Raw genomic sequence first — 18,685 nt, 5'->3', positions numbered from 1 at the left:
GTTTTTTACTTTCTGGGTGGGCGCAGCAACCTCACCGAGACACGACTGATGGTGCTGGAGAACGCCAGCAGGTAGCGCATTTCGATAGCGGTCAGCGTCCCGCGAACATAGAGCTTCACGGTGACCCGCCTGACCACTTTTGCCGCTTTGGTCAGGAACAGGACCGACAGCGCCCGATAGCTGTAGTCGAGAACGGCGAGGAACTGGCTGAGTGGTTCCATGGTGGGCTCCGGGGGATGGCCGGGTTATAGGTGCCAATGCGCGAATACAATCGTATGAACACCACGCACCTGTAGGAGCAGGGCTTGCCCGCGAAGCTTTTAGCGGTCTTGAGGTCCCCTTCGCGGACAAGCCCTGCTCCTACAAGGTTCGGTGTTATCTGACGAACCGCATCAGAACCACTGCTTGAAGCGGCGGATATAGAACATCTTCATGCTCTGGGCCACCACGCAGTAGGCCAGCAGGGTGCCCACCAGCCATGGGAAGTACGCCATCGGCAACGGCACCAGGCCCACCAGCGTGCCCAGTTGCGAGAACGGCAGGTAGATGCCGATGGACACCGCCAGACAGGTCATGACGATGATCGGCAGTGACGCAGTGCTCTGGAAGAACGGGATCTTCTGGGTCCGCAGCATGTGCACCACCAAGGTCTGCGACAGCAGGCCTTCGATAAACCAGCCGGACTGGAACAATGCCTGGGCTTCCACGCTGTTGGCGGCGAACACGTACCACATCAGGGCAAAGGTGGTCATGTCGAAGATCGACGAGGTCGGCCCGATCCACAGCATGAAACGCCCGATGTTCTTCGCGTCCCACTTGCGTGGCTTGCGCAGGTATTCCTTGTCCATCTTGTCCCACGGCAGGGCCAGCTGGGAGATGTCGTAGATCAGGTTCTGCAGCAGCAGGTGGATCGACAGCATCGGCAGGAACGGGATGAACGCACTGGCCACCAGCACCGAGAACACGTTGCCGAAGTTGGAGCTGGCGGTCATGTTCAGGTACTTCATGATATTGCCGAAGGTTTCGCGGCCCTTGAGCACGCCTTCTTCCAGCACCATCAGGCTCTTTTCCAGCAGGATGATGTCGGCCGATTCCTTGGCGATGTCCGTGCCGCTGTCCACCGAGATCCCGACGTCGGCATCCCGCAGGGCCGGGGCGTCGTTGATGCCGTCGCCGAGGAAACCGACGGTATGGCCGTTGGATTGCAGGGCCTTGAGCACCCGGGATTTCTGCAACGGGGTCAGCTTGGCAAAGACCGTGCGCTCCTCGACCCGCAGCTTGAGGGTCGCGTCGTCCATATGCTCGATGTCCTGGCCCAGCAGCGGCAGGCCTGGCTCCAGGCCGACTTCACGGCAGATCTTGCAGGTAACCACGGCGTTGTCGCCAGTCAGCACCTTGACCGTGACGCCGATCTCACGCAGGGCGGCAATCGCCGGCCCGGCGGTTTCCTTCGGCGGATCGAGGAAAGTCAGGAAGCCGCGGATGACCAGGTCACGCTCGTCGGCGGTCTTGTATTGCCCCTTGGTCTGGCCTTTGAGAATGTCGCGGGTGGCCAGCAGCAGGACGCGGAAACCGTCCTTGTTGTAATCATTGGCCAGGGCCAGCAAGGCCTTGCGACGTTGCTCGTCCAGGGCTACGACCTCGTTGCCTTCCATGACGTGGCTGGAGATGGCGAGCATTTCCTCGACCGCGCCCTTGCACACCAGCAGGTGATCGGCATGGCTGTCCTGGACGATGATCGACAGGCGCCGACGGACGAAGTCGAAGGGCAGTTCATCGACTTTGCTGTAGGCGAACGGCTCCTGGAAGTTGGGGGTCTCCCGGGAGAATTGCAGCACCGCCTGGTCCATCAGGTTCTTCATGCCGCTCTGGTGGTAGCTGTTGAGCCAGGCCAGGCCCAGCACCGCGTCATCGCGCTGGCCGGTGGCGTCGACGTGGTGCTCGAGGATGATCTTGTCCTGGGTCAGGGTGCCGGTCTTGTCGGTGCACAGCACGTCCATGGAGCCGAAGTTCTGGATGGCGTTCAGGCGCTTGACCACCACCTTGCGCCGGGCCATGGCCATGGCACCCTTGGCGAGGTTGGCGCTGACGATCATCGGCAGCATTTCCGGGGTCAGGCCGACGGCGACCGCCAGGGCGAAGAGCAGGGCATCGCTCCAGTCGCCTTTGGAGAAACCGTTGAGCAGGAACACGATCGGCACCATCACCAGCATGAAGCGGATCAGCAGCCAGCTGACACTGTTCACCCCGCGATCGAAGGCGGTCTGCACCCGCGAGCCGACAATCGCCTTGGCCAGCGAGCCGAAGTAGGTACGCGCACCGGTGGCGACCACCACGGCCTTGGCGGTGCCGCTGACCACGTTGGTGCCCATGAAGCAGATGTTCTGCAGGTCCAGCAGATTGCTCTGGTCGGTGCCGGTGGAGGCGGATTTGGCCGCGACATCGCCGAGGGTGTCGTACTTCTCCACCGGCAAGGCTTCACCGGTGAGCACCGCCTGGCTGATAAACAGGTCGCGGGATTCGATCAGGCGGATATCCGCCGGAATCATGTCGCCGGCCGACAACTGCACGATATCGCCGGCCACCAGTTCGCGCATCGGCACTTCGCGCAGTACTGGCTTGTTGCCCAGCTGCTCGCGGCGCAGCACCGTGGCGGTGGTCCGGACCATGGCCTTGAGGGCTTCGGCGGACTTGGCCGAGCGGTGTTCCTGCCAGAAGCGCAGGGTGCTGCTCAGGGTCACCATGGTCATGATGATGATGACCTTGGTCAGGTCGCCTTCTTCACCGGCGCGCTCGGCCAGCCAGAAGTCGGTGAAGAAGCTGATGCCGGCCAGGATCAGCAGCACGTAGATGAAGGGGTTGTTCAGCGCCTGGAGGAACTGGATCAGGACGTGTGGCGGCTTGTCGTGGGCGACTTCGTTGAAGCCTTCGCGTTGCAGGCGGCCGGCGGCGTCCAGTTCGGTCAGGCCGTCACGGCTGGCGTTGACGTTGCTCAGGGTGGTGGCCAGGGTGTGTTGCGATTCGCGAGCGGCGCGCATCGACAGTTTGGTGTCTTGCGTCGCACGGTTTCCGGTGGGCCGGATAGGGTCTTTGACTGCGTTCATAGCGATGCCTCTGTCACGTCTTCGTGACCGGGCATATAGACGACTCACCTATTCAACAGGCGAACGAATACAGGCCGAGTCACGCGGATGCGAGTGATTCGAGTAAGAGGGTGTATAAGGTTTTAACGTTCGCTGCCCGTTCACCAAATAATGACGAACAGCGAACCGCCTACTGGCTTCGTCCATAATGAAATACTCAAGTTTTAATAATTAAAGGCATAACTATGCCGTGCACTTCCAAGTGGGGAGTGCAGGGGCGGTAGTTGTCAGTGTCAGTGCCGGATAATTAAGCGGCGCGGGCCTCGACATACAGGTTCAGGGTCAGGCCGGCGCGCTGGAACAGCTGCGCAAGCCCGGGACTCTGCGGGTCCTGGCTGTCATCGAAATTCCAGCGTTGTTGCAGCTGGCCGGTGGCCGGGCAGATACGCCAGCAGACGCAAGCGCGTGCCGAAGCCTTGGAGGAGGGGGCGGCGAACAGGGCGTTGCCGCGGGCCGACTTCACCGGCTCACGGGACAATTTGACGCGCATGTTCGAAGCAAAGGCGCGAACGCCTGGCATTACGTAGGTTTTGAAAGTCATAACACACCTCTCGACCGGACTGGCGCCGGCAGAGGCGAGTTACGGAAAGAGCATCAAGCCCTGGCGCAGCTCACCCGACCTGTACGTCGAGTCCCGTCATTTTCTGGGTTAAGCGCCCGGTGAGCCGCATTCGCGGGAACCGGACAGCGTCTAGATACTGTGTCCATTGGGTTCTTTTGTGAGTTGAAAAAAGGCCTGAGCAGCAGGCAGGGGGAATTTACTCAACGGGGTGCTTGAAGTCAATATCAAATGCAGCGTTTTGTTGGAGTAACCTGAATATAAGCTGAAGTGAAGGAGATAGTCTTCGGGTATTGAGTTCTGAAGTTGTTTGTTTCAATGAGGTGAATATGTATCGCCGTGGCGCTCGAGTACATATCCACTTAATTTTATGACCGGACTTTTTTATCGCGGATCAGCGCCGCGGTTGCAGCAGCAAGGCCACCAACGCGCTCCAGCCGGTCTGATGGGAGGCCCCCAGGCCGCGTCCGCTGTCGCCATGGAAATATTCATGAAACAGCACCAGGTCGCGACTCGCCGGATCGGCCTGCAATTGCGTGTAGGCCGCCATGGCTGGGCGACATCCGTTCTCGTCGAGCAGGAACAGTGAGGTCAGGCGTTGGCCCAGGCTGTCGGCGACTTCGTCCAGGGACGACAGATAGCCCGAGCCGCTGGGGTATTCCACGGAAAAGTGATCGTCGTAGTAGCGGTGGAATTCGCGCAGCGATTCGATCAGCAGGTAGTTGACCGGCATCCACAACGGCCCGCGCCAGTTGGAGTTGCCGCCGTACAGGCGCGAGTCGGACTCCGCCGGTTGGTAGCGGGCGCTCAGGGTCTTGCCGTCGAGCTGCATTGCCAGCGGCTGTTCGGCAAACACCTTGGACAGTGAGCGGATGCCGAAGTCGGAGAGGAACTCGGCTTCATCGAGCATGCGCTTGAGCAGGTTCTTGGTGCGTTCGCCACGCAGCAGGGCCAGCAGCAGGCGATTGCCGTCGCCAGGTTCGTTCCAGCGCGAGACCAGTGCCGCGAGGTCGGGCCGATGGTGCATGAACCCCAGCAACCGCTCGCGCAGGCCGGGCAGGCCTTCGTGTTCGCGCTGCTCCAGCACCAGCACGGCGAACAGTGGCATCAAGCCGACGATGGAGCGCAGGCGCACCGGTTCGCTTTGGCCGTCCGGGTGTTGCAGCACGTCGTAGAAAAATTCGTCCTGGTTGTCCCAGAGGCCTTCGGCGCTGTCGTCGACCCGATTGATCGCCCCGGCGATATAGAGGAAGTGCTCGAAGAATTTCACCGCGATATCGACATACACCGGATTGCGCTTGGCCAGTTCCAGGGCGATGCGCATCATGTCCAGGGCATAGGCGGCGACCCAGGCGGTGCCGTCGGCCTGGTCGAGGGTGTAGCCGGGCGGGATGTCGTCGGAGCGGTTGAACAGGGCGATATTGTCCAGGCCCAGGAAGCCGCCCTGGAACAGGTTGCGGCCTTCGGCATCCTTGCGGTTGACCCACCAGGAGAAGTTCAGCAGCAGTTTGTGGAAGATCCGCTCGAGGAAATCCAGGTCACCGCTGCCGGTCAGCTGTTTTTCCCGTTGGTAGACCCGCCATGACGCCCAGGCATGCACCGGTGGGTTGGCGTCGTCGAAACGCCACTCGTAGGCGGGCAATTGGCCGTTGGGGTGCATGAAGCGGTCTTTGACCAGAAGCAGCAACTGGTGCTTGGCGAAGCCCGGATCGATCAGGGCGAAGGCCACCGCCTGGAAACCCAGGTCCCAGGAGGCGTACCAGGGGTATTCCCATTTGTCCGGCATGGAGACGATGTCGAAGTTCGACAGGTGCCGCCAGTGGGTGTTGCGGATGTGCAGGCGTTCGGCCGGTGGTTGCGGTTGGGTCGGGTCGCCGTCGAGCCACTGGTTCACATCGAAGTAATAGAGCTGCTTGGACCACAGCAGGCCGGCCAGGGCCTGGCGCTGGACATTGCGCGCGTCGGCGTCTTCGAGACCGTCCTGCAGGGCGGCATAGAAGTCATCGGCTTCCTGGCGGCGCTTTTCGAACAGGTGGCGGGCATTGATTTTTGCGGCATCGGGCGGCGCGAAACGCAGGTAGACCGTGCGGGTTTCATCCCCTTGCAGCGCCAGGGAAAAGTGCGCTGCCACCCGTGTCCCGGTATCCCGGCGAATGCTATCGGCACCGTTCACCACATGGTCGTTGATACCATCCTTGAACGGTCCGCGGTCTTGCGAGCCATACAGTCGCCGAGTGTTGGTTTCGTTTTCGCAGAACAGCCACTCAAAGCCGTCATCGCCCCAGGCGCTGGCTTGCATGGGGTCGCAGCCGGCGTGCTGGGCGCTGATTTTGTCACCTTCCAGGACCAGGCGCGGCCGTCGGGCGTGGTCGCTCCAGCTCCAGTCATTGCGCGCCCAGAGATGGGGCAGCACGCGCAGGCGGGCAGGTTGGTGAAAGCGGTTATGCACACTGACCCGCATGACGATATCGTTCGGGCCCTGCTTGGCGTACTCGACCGTGATATCGAAATAGCGGTTGTCCTCGAACACCCCGGTATCGAGGATCTCGTACTCGGCATCGGCCAGGCCGCGCCGGGCGTTTTCGGTGATCAGGTCGTTGTAGGGGAAGGCCGCCTGCGGGTATTTGTAGAGCATGCGCATATAGGCATGGCTGGGCACGCCGTCGAGGTAGAAGTACAGCTCCTTGACGTCTTCGCCGTGGTTGCCTTCGGCATTGTTCAGGCCGAACAGGCGCTCCTTGAGAATCGGGTCGCGCTCGTTCCAGAGGGCCAGTCCGAGGCACCAGTGCTGGGACTTGTCGGAAAACCCCGCAAGACCTTCCTCGCCCCAGCGATAGGCCCGACTACGGGCGTGCTCGTGGGGAAAATAGGTCCAGGCATCGCCGTCGGCGCTGTAGTCCTCGCGTACCGTGCCCCATTGCCGTTCACTCAGGTATGGTCCCCATTCGCGCCAGCGGGTGGCATCCTCACCGGCCAGGCGCTGGCCTTCAAGGGTGTCGAGAAGCGTCGCTGTTGGTTTGGCCGTCATCGGGTCTTCCGTCGCTCGGGGAGTGAGCAGCAGTGTAGAACGCGGCGACGGTCTTGCGGGAATCGAGTGCCGTCAGGCGAGCACCGCCACCGACTTGATCTGTGCCCAGAGGGTCTGTCCCGGAGCCAGCTTGAGCTGGTCACGGGAGTAACGGGTGACCCGCGCCAGCAACGGGGTACCCGCGGCCTCCAGGCGGATCAGCACATGGGCGTTGTTGTCGGCGGGGATTTCCCCTATGAGGGTCACCGGCAACAGATTGAGAATGCTGCTGTGTTCGCCCGGTTGCCGGCTGAGGCTGACGTCCCGGGCCTGGATCTTGACGCGCAGGCGCTTGCCCGGGGCCAGCGGTGCGTGGGCCACTCGCACGTTCAGCAGGCTGCCGGGCAATTGCAGGGTCAGCAGTTGATACTGGTCGTCATAGGCGCTGACCGTGCCCTCGATCACCACCCCGGCGTCATCGCCCAGGGCCATGGGCAGGTCGAGCCGGGCCAGGGTTTCACCGATGGGACCGCTGGCCAGAGCCTTGCCCGCGCTGAGCAGGACGATATGGTCGGCCAGGCGCGCCACTTCGTCCTGGGAGTGACTGACGTAGAGCACCGGGATATCCAGTTCGTCATGCAGACGTTCGAGGTATGGCAGGATCTCGTTCTTGCGCTGGCTGTCGAGCGCCGCCAGCGGTTCGTCCATCAGCAGCAGTTGCGGGCTGGTGAGCAGTGCCCGGGCGATGCCGATGCGCTGGCGCTCGCCGCCGGACAGGTGCTGTGGGTGGCGGTCGAGTAGATGCCCGATGCCCAGCAAGTGGGTGGCGTGGGCCATGTCGACCCGGCGTTGTGCGCGGGGAATGCGGCGCAGGCCGAACTCCAGGTTGGCGCGCACCGACAGATGTGCAAACAGGCTGGCTTCCTGGAACACATAGCCCAGGGCGCGCTTGTGGGGCGGGACGAAGAGTTTACGGGCGCTGTCCTGCCAGACCTGGTCGTTGATCCGGATAAGGGCCTCGGGGGCTTTTTCCAGGCCGGCGATGCAGCGCAGGCAGGTGGTCTTGCCCGAGCCCGAGTGCCCGTACAGGGCGGTGACGCCACGGCCGGGCAGTTGCAGGTCGAGGTCCAGGGCAAAGTCCGGATAATCCAGGTGCAGGCGAACCTGTATCGAAGAAGCCATGGCTCAACTCCAGCCCATTTTGGTCTTGCGGCTCGAGTAAAGCGCCAGCAACACGATAAAGGAAAACACCAGCATGGCGCCGGCCAGCCAGTGGGCCTGGAGGTATTCCATGGCCTCGACATGGTCGTAGATCTGCACCGAGACCACCCGGGTCTTTTCCGGGATATTGCCGCCGATCATCAACACCACGCCGAACTCGCCGACGGTATGGGCAAAGCCGAGGATCGCGGCGGTGATAAAACCGGGTCGTGCCAGGGGCAGGACCACGCTGAAAAAAGTGTCCCAGGGGTTGGCGCGCAAGGTCGCCGCCACCTCCAGCGGGCGCGTGCCGATGGCACTGAACGCGTTCTGCAGTGGTTGCACCACAAAGGGCATCGAGTAGATCACCGAGCTGATCACCAACCCGGTGAAGCTGAAGGTGAGGGTGCCCAGTCCGATGGACTGGGTGAACTGGCCGATATAGCCGTGGGGGCCGAAGGCGATCAGCAAGTAGAAGCCGATCACCGTCGGCGGCAGCACCAGCGGCAGCGCCACCACCGCGCCGACCGGTCCGCGCAGCCAGGAGCGGGTGCGGGCCAGCCAGAGCGCAATCGGAGTGCCGATCACCAGCAGGATAAGCGTGACCAGGGACGCCAGTTTCAGGGTCAGCCAGATGGCGGCGAAGTCAGCACTCGTGAGCGGCATTTAGAGCTGGTAACCGTAGGACTTGATGATGGCGGCGGCTTTCGGGCCCTTCAGGTATTCGACCAGGGCCTTGGCGGCGGCGTTGTCCTTGCCCTTGGTCAGGATCACCGCGTCCTGCTTGATCGCCTCATGCATGTCGGCCGGAACGATCCACGCCGAACCGCTGGTGACCTTGCCGTCCTTGTAGATTTGCGACAGGGCGACAAAACCCAACTCGGCATTGCCGGTGGAGACGAACTGGTAGGCCTGGGTGATGTTCTGGCCGGTGACCAGCTTGTCCTTGACCTTGTCGGTCAGGCCGAGTCTGGCCAGGACCTGGGTGGCGGCCAGGCCGTAAGGCGCGGCTTTCGGGTCGGCGATGGACAGGTGCTGGTACTGGTTGTCCTTGAGCACCTGGCCCTTGGCATCGACATAACCGTCCTTGGCCGACCACAGGGCCAGGGTGCCGGTGGCATAGGTGAAGCGCGAGCCGGCAACGATATCGCCTTCTTTTTCCAGCTTGGCGGGGGTGCTGTCGTCGGCGGCGAGGAAGACTTCGAACGGTGCACCGTTCTTGATCTGGGTGTAGAACTGGCCGGTGGCACCGTAGGCCGCGACCAGCTTGTGGCCGGTGTCTTTTTCGAAGTCGGCGGCGATGGCCTGGATCGGCGCGGTGAAGTTGGCCGCGACGGCGACCTGGACTTCGTCAGCCTGGGCCGAGCTGAAAGCGAGCACGCCGAGGAGGGTGGCCAGGCAAGTCGGGGCAAAGCGTGAGGCACGAATGGTCATGAAGCGGCTCCGTTCAAAGGAAAGGGACAGGCAAATGCGCCGCTTGTTATAGGAAGTGTGCGGCGCTGAGAGGGTAAATCGCTATATAAATAAATATATAGCGATTTGATGGCCCTGGCGAGGGGCCCGGCTCCTGCTCAGCGTCTGGTCAATATCGCCTGGGCCTGTTCCGCCAGCTGCCGGGTCAACGCCTCGGCCGGCAGCTCCACGCTCAGCCGCAATGCCTGGCCCGACCAGAGATTGCTGAAGTCCGCCTCGCCCTTGGCCCGCAGCGGCAGCAGCGCACCGCCGGCCAGGGGAAACGCCGGGGCCATGTCGCTGATCGGCCCCAGCTCGCGCATCACCCGGTTCATGATGCCCCGTGCCGGCCGGCCGGTGAACAGATTGGTCAGCGCCGTCTCGCTTTCCTTCGCCGTGCGCAGTGCCTGGTGATGGGACGCCGAGACCTTGGCCTCTGGAGTGAACAGGTAAGCGGTCCCCAACTGTACCGCCGAGGCCCCGAGCATAAAGGCCGCCGCGATGCCACGGCCGTCGCCGATACCGCCGGCGGCAATCACCGGCACATCCACCGCATCGGCGATCTGTGGCACCAGGGCGATGGTGCCGACCTGGGTGTTGAGGTCGCTGCTCAGGAAGATACCGCGATGGCCGCCGGCTTCGTTGCCCATGGCGATGATCGCGTGGCAGCCGCGCTCTTCCAGCCAGCGCGCCTCATCCACAGTGGTGGCGCAACCGACGATGGTCGCGCCGGTGGCTTTCACCCGGTTGAGCAGGGCTTCGGGCGGCAGGCCGAAGTGGAAACTGACGATCTCCGGGCGCAGCTCTTCCACCAGTTGGCAACTGGTTTCATCGAAGGGGGCACGGCTGGACACCGGTGTCGGCGCATTGAAATCCACGCCCAGTTCACGGTAGTAGGGGGCCAGGCGCTCTTTCCAGCGTTTTTCCCGATCCGGGTCCGCGGCCGGCGGTTGGTGGCAGAAGAAGTTGATGTTCAATGGCGCCTGGGTCGCGCTGCGAAAGAGCTGCACCTCCTGACGAATCTGCTCCGGGGTCAGCATCGCGCAGGGCAGGGACGCGAGGCCGCCGGCCCGGGCAACGCCGATCATCATGGCGGACGTGGTCGCCCCGGCCAGCGGCCCCTGGATGATCGGAAGTTCGATGCCGAACAGGTCAAGAATGCGGGTGTCAGGCCAGGTGCTCATGACGACTTTTCTCCGGGGCAGATAAAAGGATAACGACGAGAACAGGACTGGTTTGTATCAGGAATAAGGTCTGCAAGGCCAGTCGCTGTCTTGTCTGAACACGCAAAAAAATGCTGCCCCGGTGACGGCACCGAAAAATCCACCTAAAGTTGTCGCACTTCAAAACACCCCTTCAGGAGCACAATTCAGATGGACGTGAAACGCGTAGAAGTGGCGGCTTTCCAGGTGTCCGGCCCGCAGGTCCGCACCCGCAATCAGGATGAACAGCAAGCCCGGACGGCAAGGATCGGAGGTCTGTGGGGCGGCTTTTACGCAGAGGGGCTGGCGCAGCGCATCAGTAACCGGACGCCGGACTCGCTGGTGTATGGCGTCTACTCCGGTTACGAATCCGATGCCAGCGGCTATTTCGATGTGACGGCCGCGGTGGCGGTCAGCGCGCCTGCACCCGGCTACGAGACGTTGCAGGTACAGGCGGGTCCTTACCTGGTCTTCGAAGGTCGTGGCGCCATGCCTCAAACCGTGATCGACACCTGGGGGCGGATCTGGTCCTACTTCGAGCAGCATCCCGGGCAGCGCCGTTTTGCCACGGATTTTGAAGCCTATACCGGGCCCGACAGCGTGGCGGTGTATATCGGCATCGTCGATTGAGCCGGGCTAAGCCTTTGGTCGCATGTATTTTGTAGTCGATCGGTCTATATTGTGCCCATGACTTCGATAACCCCTGCACCGCGCAAGCCTGGCCGTCCGCCGAAGATCCCCCGGGAGAACCTGCAAACCCGCGAGATGCTGATTCGTTGCGGCACCGAGATCCTCACCGAACAAGGTTTCATGGCCACGGGGATCGACACCGTGCTCAAGCGGGTCGGGGTGCCCAAGGGGTCGTTCTACCACTACTTCGACAGCAAGGAAGCCTTTGGCCAGGCAGTGCTTGAGAGTTACGCCGGGTATTTTGCCCGCAAGCTCGACCGCTGGCTGCTGGATGCGTCCCTGCCACCGTTGCAGCGCCTGCGCGGTTTTGTCGACGAGGCCAAGGCCGGCATGGCCCGGCATGAGTTTCGTCGCGGTTGCCTGGTGGGCAATCTTGGCCAGGAAGTGACGCTGTTGCCGGACAGTTACCGCGAGCAACTGGACGCTGTGTTTCGCAGTTGGGAGTTGCGCCTGTCGCGCTGTCTGCAAGCGGCGCAAGCCGCGGGCGAGTTGGCGGCGGACGCGGACTGCGAGGCCTTGGCGAGCTTTTTCTGGATTGGCTGGGAGGGTGCGGTATTGCGCGCCCGGCTGGTGCGCAGCGATGTACCGTTGGAAATTTTCATGCAGGGATTTGTGCGCAGTCTGGCGCGCTGATTTTTTTGGTTTATTTCTAGACGATCGGTCTAAATTGGAGGCAAGTATGTTCAACGGCATCTTGATCGAAAAGGACGCGGACGGTTATCGGGCCAACCTGGCATCCATCAGCGAGGCGCAGTTGCCGGAAGGCGATGTGACGGTGCGGGTGGCCTACAGCACCCTGAATTTCAAGGATGCCTTGGCGATCACCGGCGCAAGCCCGGTGGTGCGACAGTTTCCGATGGTGCCGGGAATCGATCTGGTGGGAACGGTGGAGCAGAGCAGCCACGCCGATTATCGGGTCGGCGATGGGGTGCTGCTTAATGGCTGGGGTGTCGGCGAAGGGCATTGGGGTGGCCTGGCGCAGAAAGCCCGGCTCAACGGTGACTGGTTGATCCCGATGCCAGCGGGCTTCACCCCGGCGCAGACCATGGCCATCGGCACCGCGGGTTTCACCGCCATGCTCAGCATCCTGGCCCTGGAGCGCAATGGCCTGACGCCGGATCAGGGCGATGTGCTGGTGACCGGGGCCAACGGCGGCGTCGGCAGTTTTGCCGTGGCCTTGCTCGCGCGGCTGGGCTATCGGGTGGTGGCCTCGACCGGACGTACCGCCGAGCATGCCTACCTGCAACAACTGGGCGCTGCCGAGATCATCGATCGCGAGACCCTGTCGCAGCCGGGCAAACCACTGGCGAAAGAGCGCTGGGCGGCCGCCATCGATTCGGTGGGCAGCCACACCCTGGCCAACGTCTGCGCCGGTATCCGCGCCAACGGCACGGTGGCCGCTTGCGGCCTGGCCCAGGGCATGGACTTTCCGGCCTCGGTGGCTCCCTTTATTCTGCGCGGCGTGACCCTGGCCGGGATCAACAGCGTGACGCAACCCAAGGTGCAACGAATCCTCGCCTGGGAGCGCCTGGCAAAAGATCTCGACCGTGGGCTGCTGGCGCTGATCAGCCAGGAAATCAGTCTGAGCGAGGCGCTTGAACTAGCACCGCGATTGCTCGCCGGGCAGGTGCGCGGTCGGGTGGTGGTGGACGTCAACCGTTAGGGTGCGGGCGGCTAACCGGCGCTGCGCAAGGTGAAGTTGATGCGCTCGGCCCCCAACTGTGGGTGATGGCCTTCCTTGATCGGCAGGACACCATGGAAACGCAGCCGGTCGACGCCGCCCCACACCACGATATCGCCGTGAAACAACGGGATGCGCCGGGTCTTGTCGCTGCGTTCGTGGCCGCCGAACAGGAAGATCGCCGGCAGCCCCAGGGAGACCGAGACCACGGGCGCGCTGAAATCGCGCTCGTTGCGGTCCTGGTGCAGGGACATCTTCGCCCCTGGCAGGTAGCGATTGATCAGGCAGGCATCGGGACTGAAGTGGGTAAACCCCGCCGCCCGGGCCGCGTCCACCGCCAGTTGCTGGAACACCTCGGGCATTTCCGGCCAGGGTCGACCGCTTTGCGGGTCGATGCGGGTATAGCGGTAGCCGTCGCGATCGGTGGTCCAGCCCAGTTCGCCACAACTGCTCAGGCTGGCGGACATGGTGAACCCACCCGGGGTGACCATCTGCCGAAACGGCGCCTCTACCAGAACTTCGGCCAGGGCCGGCAACAGGCGCTCGACCCAGGGCAGGGCGAAGCCGCGCAGCACGCAGGATTGCGCGCCGATGGCTTCGAAGCGTTCGGGTTGCTGCAGGTCGGCGTCGGCAAACAGATCGAGGGTCATGGCAGGCTGCGGGTGGCGAGGTTTACAGGGCCTTGCTCGCTTTCACATCGCTGATGACATCGTCACTTTCACCATGAATGGCTTTCAGCGCGGCCAGGGCTTGCTCGTCGCTGCCGTTTTCCAGTTGGGCGAATTCGAAGCGACGCTCACCGTTGAGCTTGTATTTGATGACGTACTTGGTGGTGGGTGTGGTGTTCACGGCGATTCCAGTAACGAGAAGATGGACAGCGGTGGCGATTCAGCGCAGTTTCGAGCTGGAGCGTCGGATGATGCGAATCGAGTGTGTCAGGTTCGGCTTGCGGGTAACGCTGATGGCGCGCTTGGTCACCACGGTATCAATGGTGATGTTCCAGAAACCGGTGCTCGGGATGGTGATCTTCGCCGGAAAGGTATCAAAGGCGCCGCCGTGGTAGGTGTGTCGGCCGCCATTCTTGAAACTGCGAAAGTTGGCGTCGTTCATCAGGCGGATGTTGCACGTCTGGGAGCATTCGATCACGACGATGTCGTCTTCGTTGAGGTGCTCGCGCTGGTGGATGAATTTCAAGGGCGTCTCCAGAAGGCTTTTTCTACAAAATCAAAAAGATAGCATGTGGCGCAGGGCGTTTTTAGCGCGCTGGCGGATTTATTCGATCGGCACGGGCGCCAGTTTGACGGATTGTGTAGGCTTGTCGCCATAAAAGTTGGATTAAATCCTTGGACGCGGGAGAAAAATCGCCCGGACGCTGTCCTACCGTCTTTACTGGAGATTTGCTTATGAAGTGGGGTGTGTGGGCATTGGTTGCTCTGGCCATGAGCGGGTGTGCGAGTGTATCGGACATCGAGCAGTCACCGCCGACAATGAGCGTGATCTCAGGCAAGAAGCCCATGGCTTATGCCCAGTGCTTCGATACCCGGCTGACCAAGGAGCGCGGGCCTTCGTTGATCGAACCGTATCACAAGGACGGGGTCAAGGTGGTCGTGCGTGACCAATTCTCCACCCATCCGTCGGCGGTACTGATTATTGAAGAGCGCTCCAGCGGCAGCAGCATCAAGGTCTTCGAGAGCATGTCGAATTTTCCCTTGCGCTCCAAGGCTGTGCTCAATGCCGCGGAGCATTGCATTTCAGGCTGAAGCTGCCAGCGCGCATGCCCCGACTGGGCCTGCGGCTATTTGCACTTGACGATCACCGTACGGCTTTTGAAGTTGCCCACGTCGACGCCCAGGGTCTTGTCGCTTTCCTTGGGCGACGGGGTGCCGTCGGTGCCGACGATGGTGTAGCCGGTACCGGCACAGGAGGCATCGGCTTTCTCGTAGCACTTGGCCCAGGACATCGCCTCGCCCGAACAGTCGATAGCCAGGCCCTGCTGGCCGTTGTTCAGGTAGGTTTTGGACGCCGTGGCGCAGCCGCCAAGGGCCAGTAGAGCGATCAATGCCAGAAATTTGTTCATGCCGGCTTCAGTCCTTGTTGCCACGACGCCGGGCGGCGGGGGCGGGTGTATCTTCGAACACCGAGGCCACTTCAATGGCCAGGGCTTCGCTCGGAAACGGGCCGGCAACAGGTTCGCCATCGACACCGGTCAGCCACCATTGGCCATCTTTTGCTTGATTGATCAGGTAACCGTTCACGTTCTTTGCTGCCGACATCGATCTGTCTCATGGGCTGATGAAAGGTGCTGATGATAGCTCAGATCAAGGCATAAACCGTCAATAGCGGCTAGAGTTGCTGGCCGAAGCGTAAAGGTCGAGGCTTGACCGGGCCTGTGAGCGCCGGATGTAGCAAAATTTGACACAATCCCGGAACTATCTGCCGCCAGGTTTCTCTAGATTGACGTCAGTCTGCTATCAGCAGGGCATTGTAAGGTGGCCGCTGCCTGATTAGACTGCGCCGAAACTTGTACACACCGCCCTTTCAAGGACTTATATGATCAAGAAATGCTTGTTCCCAGCAGCCGGTTACGGTACTCGCTTCCTCCCAGCGACTAAAGCCATGCCCAAGGAAATGCTGCCGGTGGTGAACAAGCCACTGATCCAGTACGGCGTCGAGGAAGCGCTGGATGCCGGCTTGACCGAGATCTCGATCGTCACCGGTCGCGGCAAGCGCGCGCTGGAAGACCACTTTGACATCAGCTACGAGCTGGAAAACCAGATCAAGGGCACCGACAAGGAAAAGTACCTGGTCGGTATCCGCAAACTGCTGGACGAGTGCTCGTTCTCCTACACCCGTCAGACCGAAATGAAAGGCCTGGGTCACGCGATCCTGACCGGCCGTCCATTGATCGGTGACGAACCCTTCGCCGTGGTACTGGCGGACGACCTGTGCGTCAACCTCGAAGGCGACGGCGTCCTGACCCAGATGGTCAAGCTGTACAAGCAGTATCGCTGCACCATCGTCGCGATCCAGGAAGTCGATCCGCAGGAAACCAACAAGTACGGCGTGATTGCCGGCGACCTGATCGGTGACGACCTGTACCGCGTACGCAACATGGTTGAGAAGCCGAAGCCGGAAGATGCGCCGTCGAACCTGGCGATCATCGGTCGTTACATCCTGACCCCGGACATCTTCGCCCTGATCGAGCAGACCGAGCCAGGCAAGGGTGGCGAGATCCAGATCACCGACGCCCTGATGAAACAGGCCCAGGACGGCTGCGTGATTGCCTATAAGTTCAAAGGCAAGCGTTTCGACTGCGGCGGCGCCGAAGGCTACATCGAAGCGACCAACTTCTGCTTTGAGCACTTCTACAAGACCGGCAAGGCTTACTGATCGAGCCTGCTGTTGCAGAAAGCACTGCGTAGAAAGAAAGCCACCCACCCGGGTGGCTTTTTCGTTAGTGCGCCCTCATGTAGGCCTGACGCTGACCCAGAAGGCTACAGCGGGTATGCTGTGCGCCTGCCGAGGAGATTGAAATGGCCTACGATTTTGACCTGTTTGTGATTGGCGCCGGTTCCGGCGGTGTGCGTGCCGCGCGGTTTGCCGCGGGGTTTGGTGCCAAGGTGGCGGTGGTCGAAAGCCGCTACCTGGGCGGGACCTGCGTCAACGTCGGCTGTGTGCCGAAAAAACTGCTGGTGTATGGCGCGCATTTCGCCGAGGACTTCGAACAGGCCCAGGGCTTTGGCTGGTCGCTGGGCGAGGCGGACTTCGACTGGGCGACCCTGATCGCCAACAAGGACAAGGAAATTCACCGCCTCAATGACATCTACCGCAGTTTGCTGGTCAACAGCGGCGTGACCCTGCTCGAAGGCCACGGCAAGCTGGTGGACCCGCATCAGGTCGAAGTCAACGGCCAACGCTACAGTGCCAAACACATCCTGATCGCCACTGGCGGCTGGCCGCAGATTCCGGAGATTCCGGGCCGCGAGCACGCCATCAGTTCCAATGAAGCGTTTTTCCTCAAGGAACTGCCCAAGCGCATCCTGGTGGTCGGCGGCGGCTACATTGCCGTTGAATTCGCCGGGATCTTCCACGGCCTGGGCGCCGATACCCAGTTGCTGTATCGCGGTGACCTGTTCCTGCGCGGTTTTGACGGTTCGGTGCGCCGTCATCTGAAGGAAGAGTTGACCAAGCGCGGGCTGGGCCTGAACTTCAACGCCGATATCGAGCGGATCGACAAGCAGGTCGACGGTAGCCTCAAGGCTACCCTCAAGGACGGTCGCGAGCTGGAAGCGGACTGCATCTTCTACGCCACCGGCCGGCGGCCGATGCTGGACAATCTGGGCCTGGAAAACACCGGGGTGAAGCTGGACAAGAACGGCTTTATCCAGGTCGACGAGCAATACCAGACCGACGAACCGTCGATCCTCGCCCTGGGTGATGTCATCGGTCGTGTGCAGCTGACCCCGGTGGCCCTGGCCGAAGGCATGGCGGTGGCCCGTCGTCTGTTCAAGCCTGAGCAGTATCGTCCGGTGGACTACGCGATGATTCCGACGGCGGTGTTCAGCCTGCCGAATATCGGCACCGTCGGCCTGAGCGAAGAGCAGGCGCGGGAGCAGGGCCATGAAGTGCAGATCTTCGAAAGCCGCTTCCGGCCGATGAAACTGACCCTGACCGAGTGCCAGGAACGGACCCTGATGAAGCTGGTGGTGGATGCCAAGACCGACAAGGTGCTGGGTTGTCACATGGTTGGGCCGGATGCCGGGGAAATCGTCCAGGGGCTGGCCATTGCCTTGAAAGCCGGCGCCACCAAGCAGCATTTCGACGAAACCATCGGCGTGCACCCGACGGCGGCCGAAGAGTTCGTCACCATGCGCACGCCGGTTGCCGGCTGAGCCATGGCCCTGGCCGCACCGCCGGACCTGAGCGACACCGACAGGCCGGTACAACCCCTGGCCCGGACTTACCCGCGGGGCTTGTTTATCGAGCCCCATGCCCATGCCTGGGGCCAGTTGCTCTATGCGATGTCGGGGGTGATGTGGGTCGAGACACCCCACGAAGCCCTGGCGGTCCCGCCGCAGCGCGCGGTGTGGCTGCCGCCTGGTGTTCCCCACGGGATCCGGGTGGTATCGGACCTGCAGATGCGCAATATCTACCTGCGCCCGGCGTTGGCCGAAACCCTTGAAGACAGGGTCCAGGTGATCGAGGTCGGCGGCTTGCTGCGCGAGTTGATCGTGCATCTGGTGGAGCAGGCCGAGGATCCCCGGGGCGACTATTACGAAGCGTTGGTCAACCTGGCGCTGCTGGAACTCAAGCGGGCACGCCGCGCATTTCTGAAGATTCCCATGCCCTCGGACAGTGATCGCCGCCTGATGAACCTGTGCCAGGCGGTCATGAGTGCGCCGTCGTTGGACATCTCTTTTGAGCAGCACGCGCAATCGGCTGGGGCCAGCGTACGAACCCTGGCGCGTTTGTTCCAGGGCGAGCTGGGCATGGGCTTCGCCGAATGGCGGCGCCAGGTGCAATTGGCGACGGCCGTGGCGGAGTTGATCCAGGGTGTGCCGGTCAGTCGTATCGCCCGGGAGCTGGGTTATTCGCCCAGCAGCTTCAGCGATATGTTCCGGCGCGCCCTGGGCGTTGCCCCGTCCCACTATCCGGCGGGCTGACGAGCACTGTTCCTGCAGAGGAGGGTGCTTTGGCCGAAAGACAGAAGCCTTTGACCGACGCCCCCGCTTTGCCGGTCATAGACTCTGG

The 18,685-nt window shown here is 62.1% G+C and carries 20 protein-coding genes; 7 read left to right on the top strand and 13 right to left on the bottom strand.

What is annotated here, in order from left to right; translation table 11 throughout:
* Positions 1–5: 5 nt before the first annotated feature.
* The 8 genes from HX830_RS01235 to HX830_RS01200 form a co-directional block, all read right to left on the bottom strand.
* A complete protein-coding gene (locus HX830_RS01235) occupies positions 6–221 on the bottom strand; it encodes a hypothetical protein (protein ID WP_100943779.1) in 216 nt (71 codons plus the stop codon).
* A gap of 171 nt (positions 222–392) precedes the next feature.
* Positions 393–3,104 carry a magnesium-translocating P-type ATPase gene (gene mgtA / locus HX830_RS01230; protein ID WP_177098717.1) on the bottom strand — a complete coding sequence of 904 codons (2,712 nt, stop codon included), beginning with the start codon at positions 3,102–3,104 and terminating at the stop codon, positions 393–395.
* Between the two features lie 286 nt (positions 3,105–3,390).
* Positions 3,391–3,684 carry a hypothetical protein gene (locus HX830_RS01225; RefSeq protein WP_103494645.1) on the bottom strand — a complete coding sequence of 98 codons (294 nt, stop codon included), beginning with the start codon at positions 3,682–3,684 and terminating at the stop codon, positions 3,391–3,393.
* Positions 3,685–4,096: 412 nt separating this feature from the next.
* Positions 4,097–6,730, bottom strand: a complete 2,634-nt coding sequence (locus tag HX830_RS01220; RefSeq protein WP_177098716.1) for an MGH1-like glycoside hydrolase domain-containing protein — start codon at positions 6,728–6,730, stop codon at positions 4,097–4,099.
* Between the two features lie 72 nt (positions 6,731–6,802).
* Positions 6,803–7,891, bottom strand: a complete 1,089-nt coding sequence (gene modC / locus HX830_RS01215) for a molybdenum ABC transporter ATP-binding protein (RefSeq protein WP_152739405.1) — start codon at positions 7,889–7,891, stop codon at positions 6,803–6,805.
* A 3-nt stretch (positions 7,892–7,894) separates the two neighbouring features.
* Positions 7,895–8,575, bottom strand: a complete 681-nt coding sequence (modB, locus tag HX830_RS01210; RefSeq protein ID WP_152739403.1) for a molybdate ABC transporter permease subunit — start codon at positions 8,573–8,575, stop codon at positions 7,895–7,897.
* Complete coding sequence (modA, locus tag HX830_RS01205) at positions 8,576–9,343, bottom strand: molybdate ABC transporter substrate-binding protein (protein WP_152739399.1); 768 nt, start codon at positions 9,341–9,343, stop codon at positions 8,576–8,578.
* Positions 9,344–9,480: 137 nt separating this feature from the next.
* Positions 9,481–10,545: an NAD(P)H-dependent flavin oxidoreductase gene (locus HX830_RS01200; RefSeq protein ID WP_177098715.1), complete on the bottom strand. Its 1,065-nt coding sequence runs from the start codon at positions 10,543–10,545 to the stop codon at positions 9,481–9,483.
* Positions 10,546–10,734: 189 nt separating this feature from the next.
* Here HX830_RS01200 and HX830_RS01195 point away from each other — a divergent pair, with 189 nt between their 5' ends.
* Genes HX830_RS01195 through acuI form a run of 3 tightly spaced genes read left to right on the top strand, consistent with a single transcriptional unit; the run spans position 10,735 to position 12,916 of the window.
* Complete coding sequence (locus tag HX830_RS01195) at positions 10,735–11,193, top strand: GyrI-like domain-containing protein (RefSeq protein ID WP_177098714.1); 459 nt, start codon at positions 10,735–10,737, stop codon at positions 11,191–11,193.
* 57 nt (positions 11,194–11,250) lie between these two features.
* A complete protein-coding gene (gene acuR / locus HX830_RS01190; protein ID WP_177098713.1) occupies positions 11,251–11,886 on the top strand; it encodes an acrylate utilization transcriptional regulator AcuR in 636 nt (211 codons plus the stop codon).
* Between the two features lie 46 nt (positions 11,887–11,932).
* Entirely contained in the window at positions 11,933–12,916 is a 984-nt protein-coding gene (acuI, locus tag HX830_RS01185) for an acrylyl-CoA reductase (NADPH) (RefSeq protein WP_177098712.1), read from the top strand.
* Positions 12,917–12,927: 11 nt separating this feature from the next.
* Here acuI and alkB read toward each other — a convergent pair whose 3' ends face one another.
* The 3 genes from alkB to HX830_RS01170 are packed head-to-tail and all read right to left on the bottom strand — an operon-like array spanning position 12,928 to position 14,128.
* A complete protein-coding gene (gene alkB, locus HX830_RS01180; RefSeq protein WP_177098711.1) occupies positions 12,928–13,584 on the bottom strand; it encodes a DNA oxidative demethylase AlkB in 657 nt (218 codons plus the stop codon).
* A gap of 22 nt (positions 13,585–13,606) precedes the next feature.
* The gene (locus HX830_RS01175) at positions 13,607–13,783 is read right to left on the bottom strand and encodes a hypothetical protein (RefSeq protein ID WP_177098710.1); all 177 of its coding nucleotides are present in this window, start codon (positions 13,781–13,783) and stop codon (positions 13,607–13,609) included.
* A 39-nt stretch (positions 13,784–13,822) separates the two neighbouring features.
* Complete coding sequence (locus tag HX830_RS01170; protein WP_100943791.1) at positions 13,823–14,128, bottom strand: DUF1883 domain-containing protein; 306 nt, start codon at positions 14,126–14,128, stop codon at positions 13,823–13,825.
* A 209-nt stretch (positions 14,129–14,337) separates the two neighbouring features.
* Here HX830_RS01170 and HX830_RS01165 point away from each other — a divergent pair, with 209 nt between their 5' ends.
* Positions 14,338–14,694 (top strand): hypothetical protein, encoded by a 357-nt coding sequence (locus tag HX830_RS01165; RefSeq protein WP_152739384.1) that lies wholly within the window; start codon positions 14,338–14,340, stop codon positions 14,692–14,694.
* A 35-nt stretch (positions 14,695–14,729) separates the two neighbouring features.
* Here HX830_RS01165 and HX830_RS01160 read toward each other — a convergent pair whose 3' ends face one another.
* Together HX830_RS01160 and HX830_RS01155 are read right to left on the bottom strand one after the other, a co-directional pair.
* Positions 14,730–15,011, bottom strand: coding sequence for a hypothetical protein (locus HX830_RS01160; RefSeq protein WP_103494656.1), 282 nt, complete (start codon positions 15,009–15,011; stop codon positions 14,730–14,732).
* Between the two features lie 7 nt (positions 15,012–15,018).
* Positions 15,019–15,207, bottom strand: a complete 189-nt coding sequence (locus tag HX830_RS01155; protein WP_103494657.1) for a hypothetical protein — start codon at positions 15,205–15,207, stop codon at positions 15,019–15,021.
* 277 nt (positions 15,208–15,484) lie between these two features.
* Between HX830_RS01155 and galU the strand changes: the two genes are divergently transcribed.
* From galU to HX830_RS01140, 3 genes are all read left to right on the top strand, one after another.
* Positions 15,485–16,324, top strand: a complete 840-nt coding sequence (galU, locus tag HX830_RS01150) for a UTP--glucose-1-phosphate uridylyltransferase GalU (RefSeq protein ID WP_100943795.1) — start codon at positions 15,485–15,487, stop codon at positions 16,322–16,324.
* A 143-nt stretch (positions 16,325–16,467) separates the two neighbouring features.
* Positions 16,468–17,826 (top strand): glutathione-disulfide reductase, encoded by a 1,359-nt coding sequence (gorA, locus tag HX830_RS01145; protein ID WP_177098709.1) that lies wholly within the window; start codon positions 16,468–16,470, stop codon positions 17,824–17,826.
* A 3-nt stretch (positions 17,827–17,829) separates the two neighbouring features.
* Positions 17,830–18,597: an AraC family transcriptional regulator gene (locus tag HX830_RS01140; RefSeq protein ID WP_177098708.1), complete on the top strand. Its 768-nt coding sequence runs from the start codon at positions 17,830–17,832 to the stop codon at positions 18,595–18,597.
* Positions 18,598–18,685 lie beyond the last annotated feature (88 nt).

This window comes from Pseudomonas gingeri, assembly GCF_013385425.1.
GTDB classification, from domain to species: Bacteria; Pseudomonadota; Gammaproteobacteria; order Pseudomonadales; family Pseudomonadaceae; genus Aquipseudomonas; species Aquipseudomonas gingeri_D.
This window is presented reverse-complemented; position numbering and strand designations above follow the sequence as displayed.

Bases quoted from the DNA above. Each gene is read 5' to 3' on its own strand.
- HX830_RS01165 (WP_152739384.1), top strand. From the start codon at position 14,338: ATGAAGTGGGGTGTGTGGGCATTGGTTGCTCTGGCCATGAGCGGGTGT.
- mgtA (WP_177098717.1), bottom strand. From the start codon at position 3,104: ATGAACGCAGTCAAAGACCCTATCCGGCCCACCGGAAACCGTGCGACG.
- HX830_RS01155 (WP_103494657.1), bottom strand. From the start codon at position 15,207: ATGTCGGCAGCAAAGAACGTGAACGGTTACCTGATCAATCAAGCAAAA.
- alkB (WP_177098711.1), bottom strand. From the start codon at position 13,584: ATGACCCTCGATCTGTTTGCCGACGCCGACCTGCAGCAACCCGAACGC.
- galU (WP_100943795.1), top strand. From the start codon at position 15,485: ATGATCAAGAAATGCTTGTTCCCAGCAGCCGGTTACGGTACTCGCTTC.
- acuI (WP_177098712.1), top strand. From the start codon at position 11,933: ATGTTCAACGGCATCTTGATCGAAAAGGACGCGGACGGTTATCGGGCC.
- HX830_RS01225 (WP_103494645.1), bottom strand. From the start codon at position 3,684: ATGACTTTCAAAACCTACGTAATGCCAGGCGTTCGCGCCTTTGCTTCG.
- HX830_RS01220 (WP_177098716.1), bottom strand. From the start codon at position 6,730: ATGACGGCCAAACCAACAGCGACGCTTCTCGACACCCTTGAAGGCCAG.
- HX830_RS01235 (WP_100943779.1), bottom strand. From the start codon at position 221: ATGGAACCACTCAGCCAGTTCCTCGCCGTTCTCGACTACAGCTATCGG.
- modB (WP_152739403.1), bottom strand. From the start codon at position 8,575: ATGCCGCTCACGAGTGCTGACTTCGCCGCCATCTGGCTGACCCTGAAA.
- gorA (WP_177098709.1), top strand. From the start codon at position 16,468: ATGGCCTACGATTTTGACCTGTTTGTGATTGGCGCCGGTTCCGGCGGT.
- HX830_RS01140 (WP_177098708.1), top strand. From the start codon at position 17,830: ATGGCCCTGGCCGCACCGCCGGACCTGAGCGACACCGACAGGCCGGTA.
- HX830_RS01200 (WP_177098715.1), bottom strand. From the start codon at position 10,545: ATGAGCACCTGGCCTGACACCCGCATTCTTGACCTGTTCGGCATCGAA.
- modC (WP_152739405.1), bottom strand. From the start codon at position 7,891: ATGGCTTCTTCGATACAGGTTCGCCTGCACCTGGATTATCCGGACTTT.
- acuR (WP_177098713.1), top strand. From the start codon at position 11,251: ATGACTTCGATAACCCCTGCACCGCGCAAGCCTGGCCGTCCGCCGAAG.
- HX830_RS01195 (WP_177098714.1), top strand. From the start codon at position 10,735: ATGGACGTGAAACGCGTAGAAGTGGCGGCTTTCCAGGTGTCCGGCCCG.
- HX830_RS01160 (WP_103494656.1), bottom strand. From the start codon at position 15,011: ATGAACAAATTTCTGGCATTGATCGCTCTACTGGCCCTTGGCGGCTGC.
- modA (WP_152739399.1), bottom strand. From the start codon at position 9,343: ATGACCATTCGTGCCTCACGCTTTGCCCCGACTTGCCTGGCCACCCTC.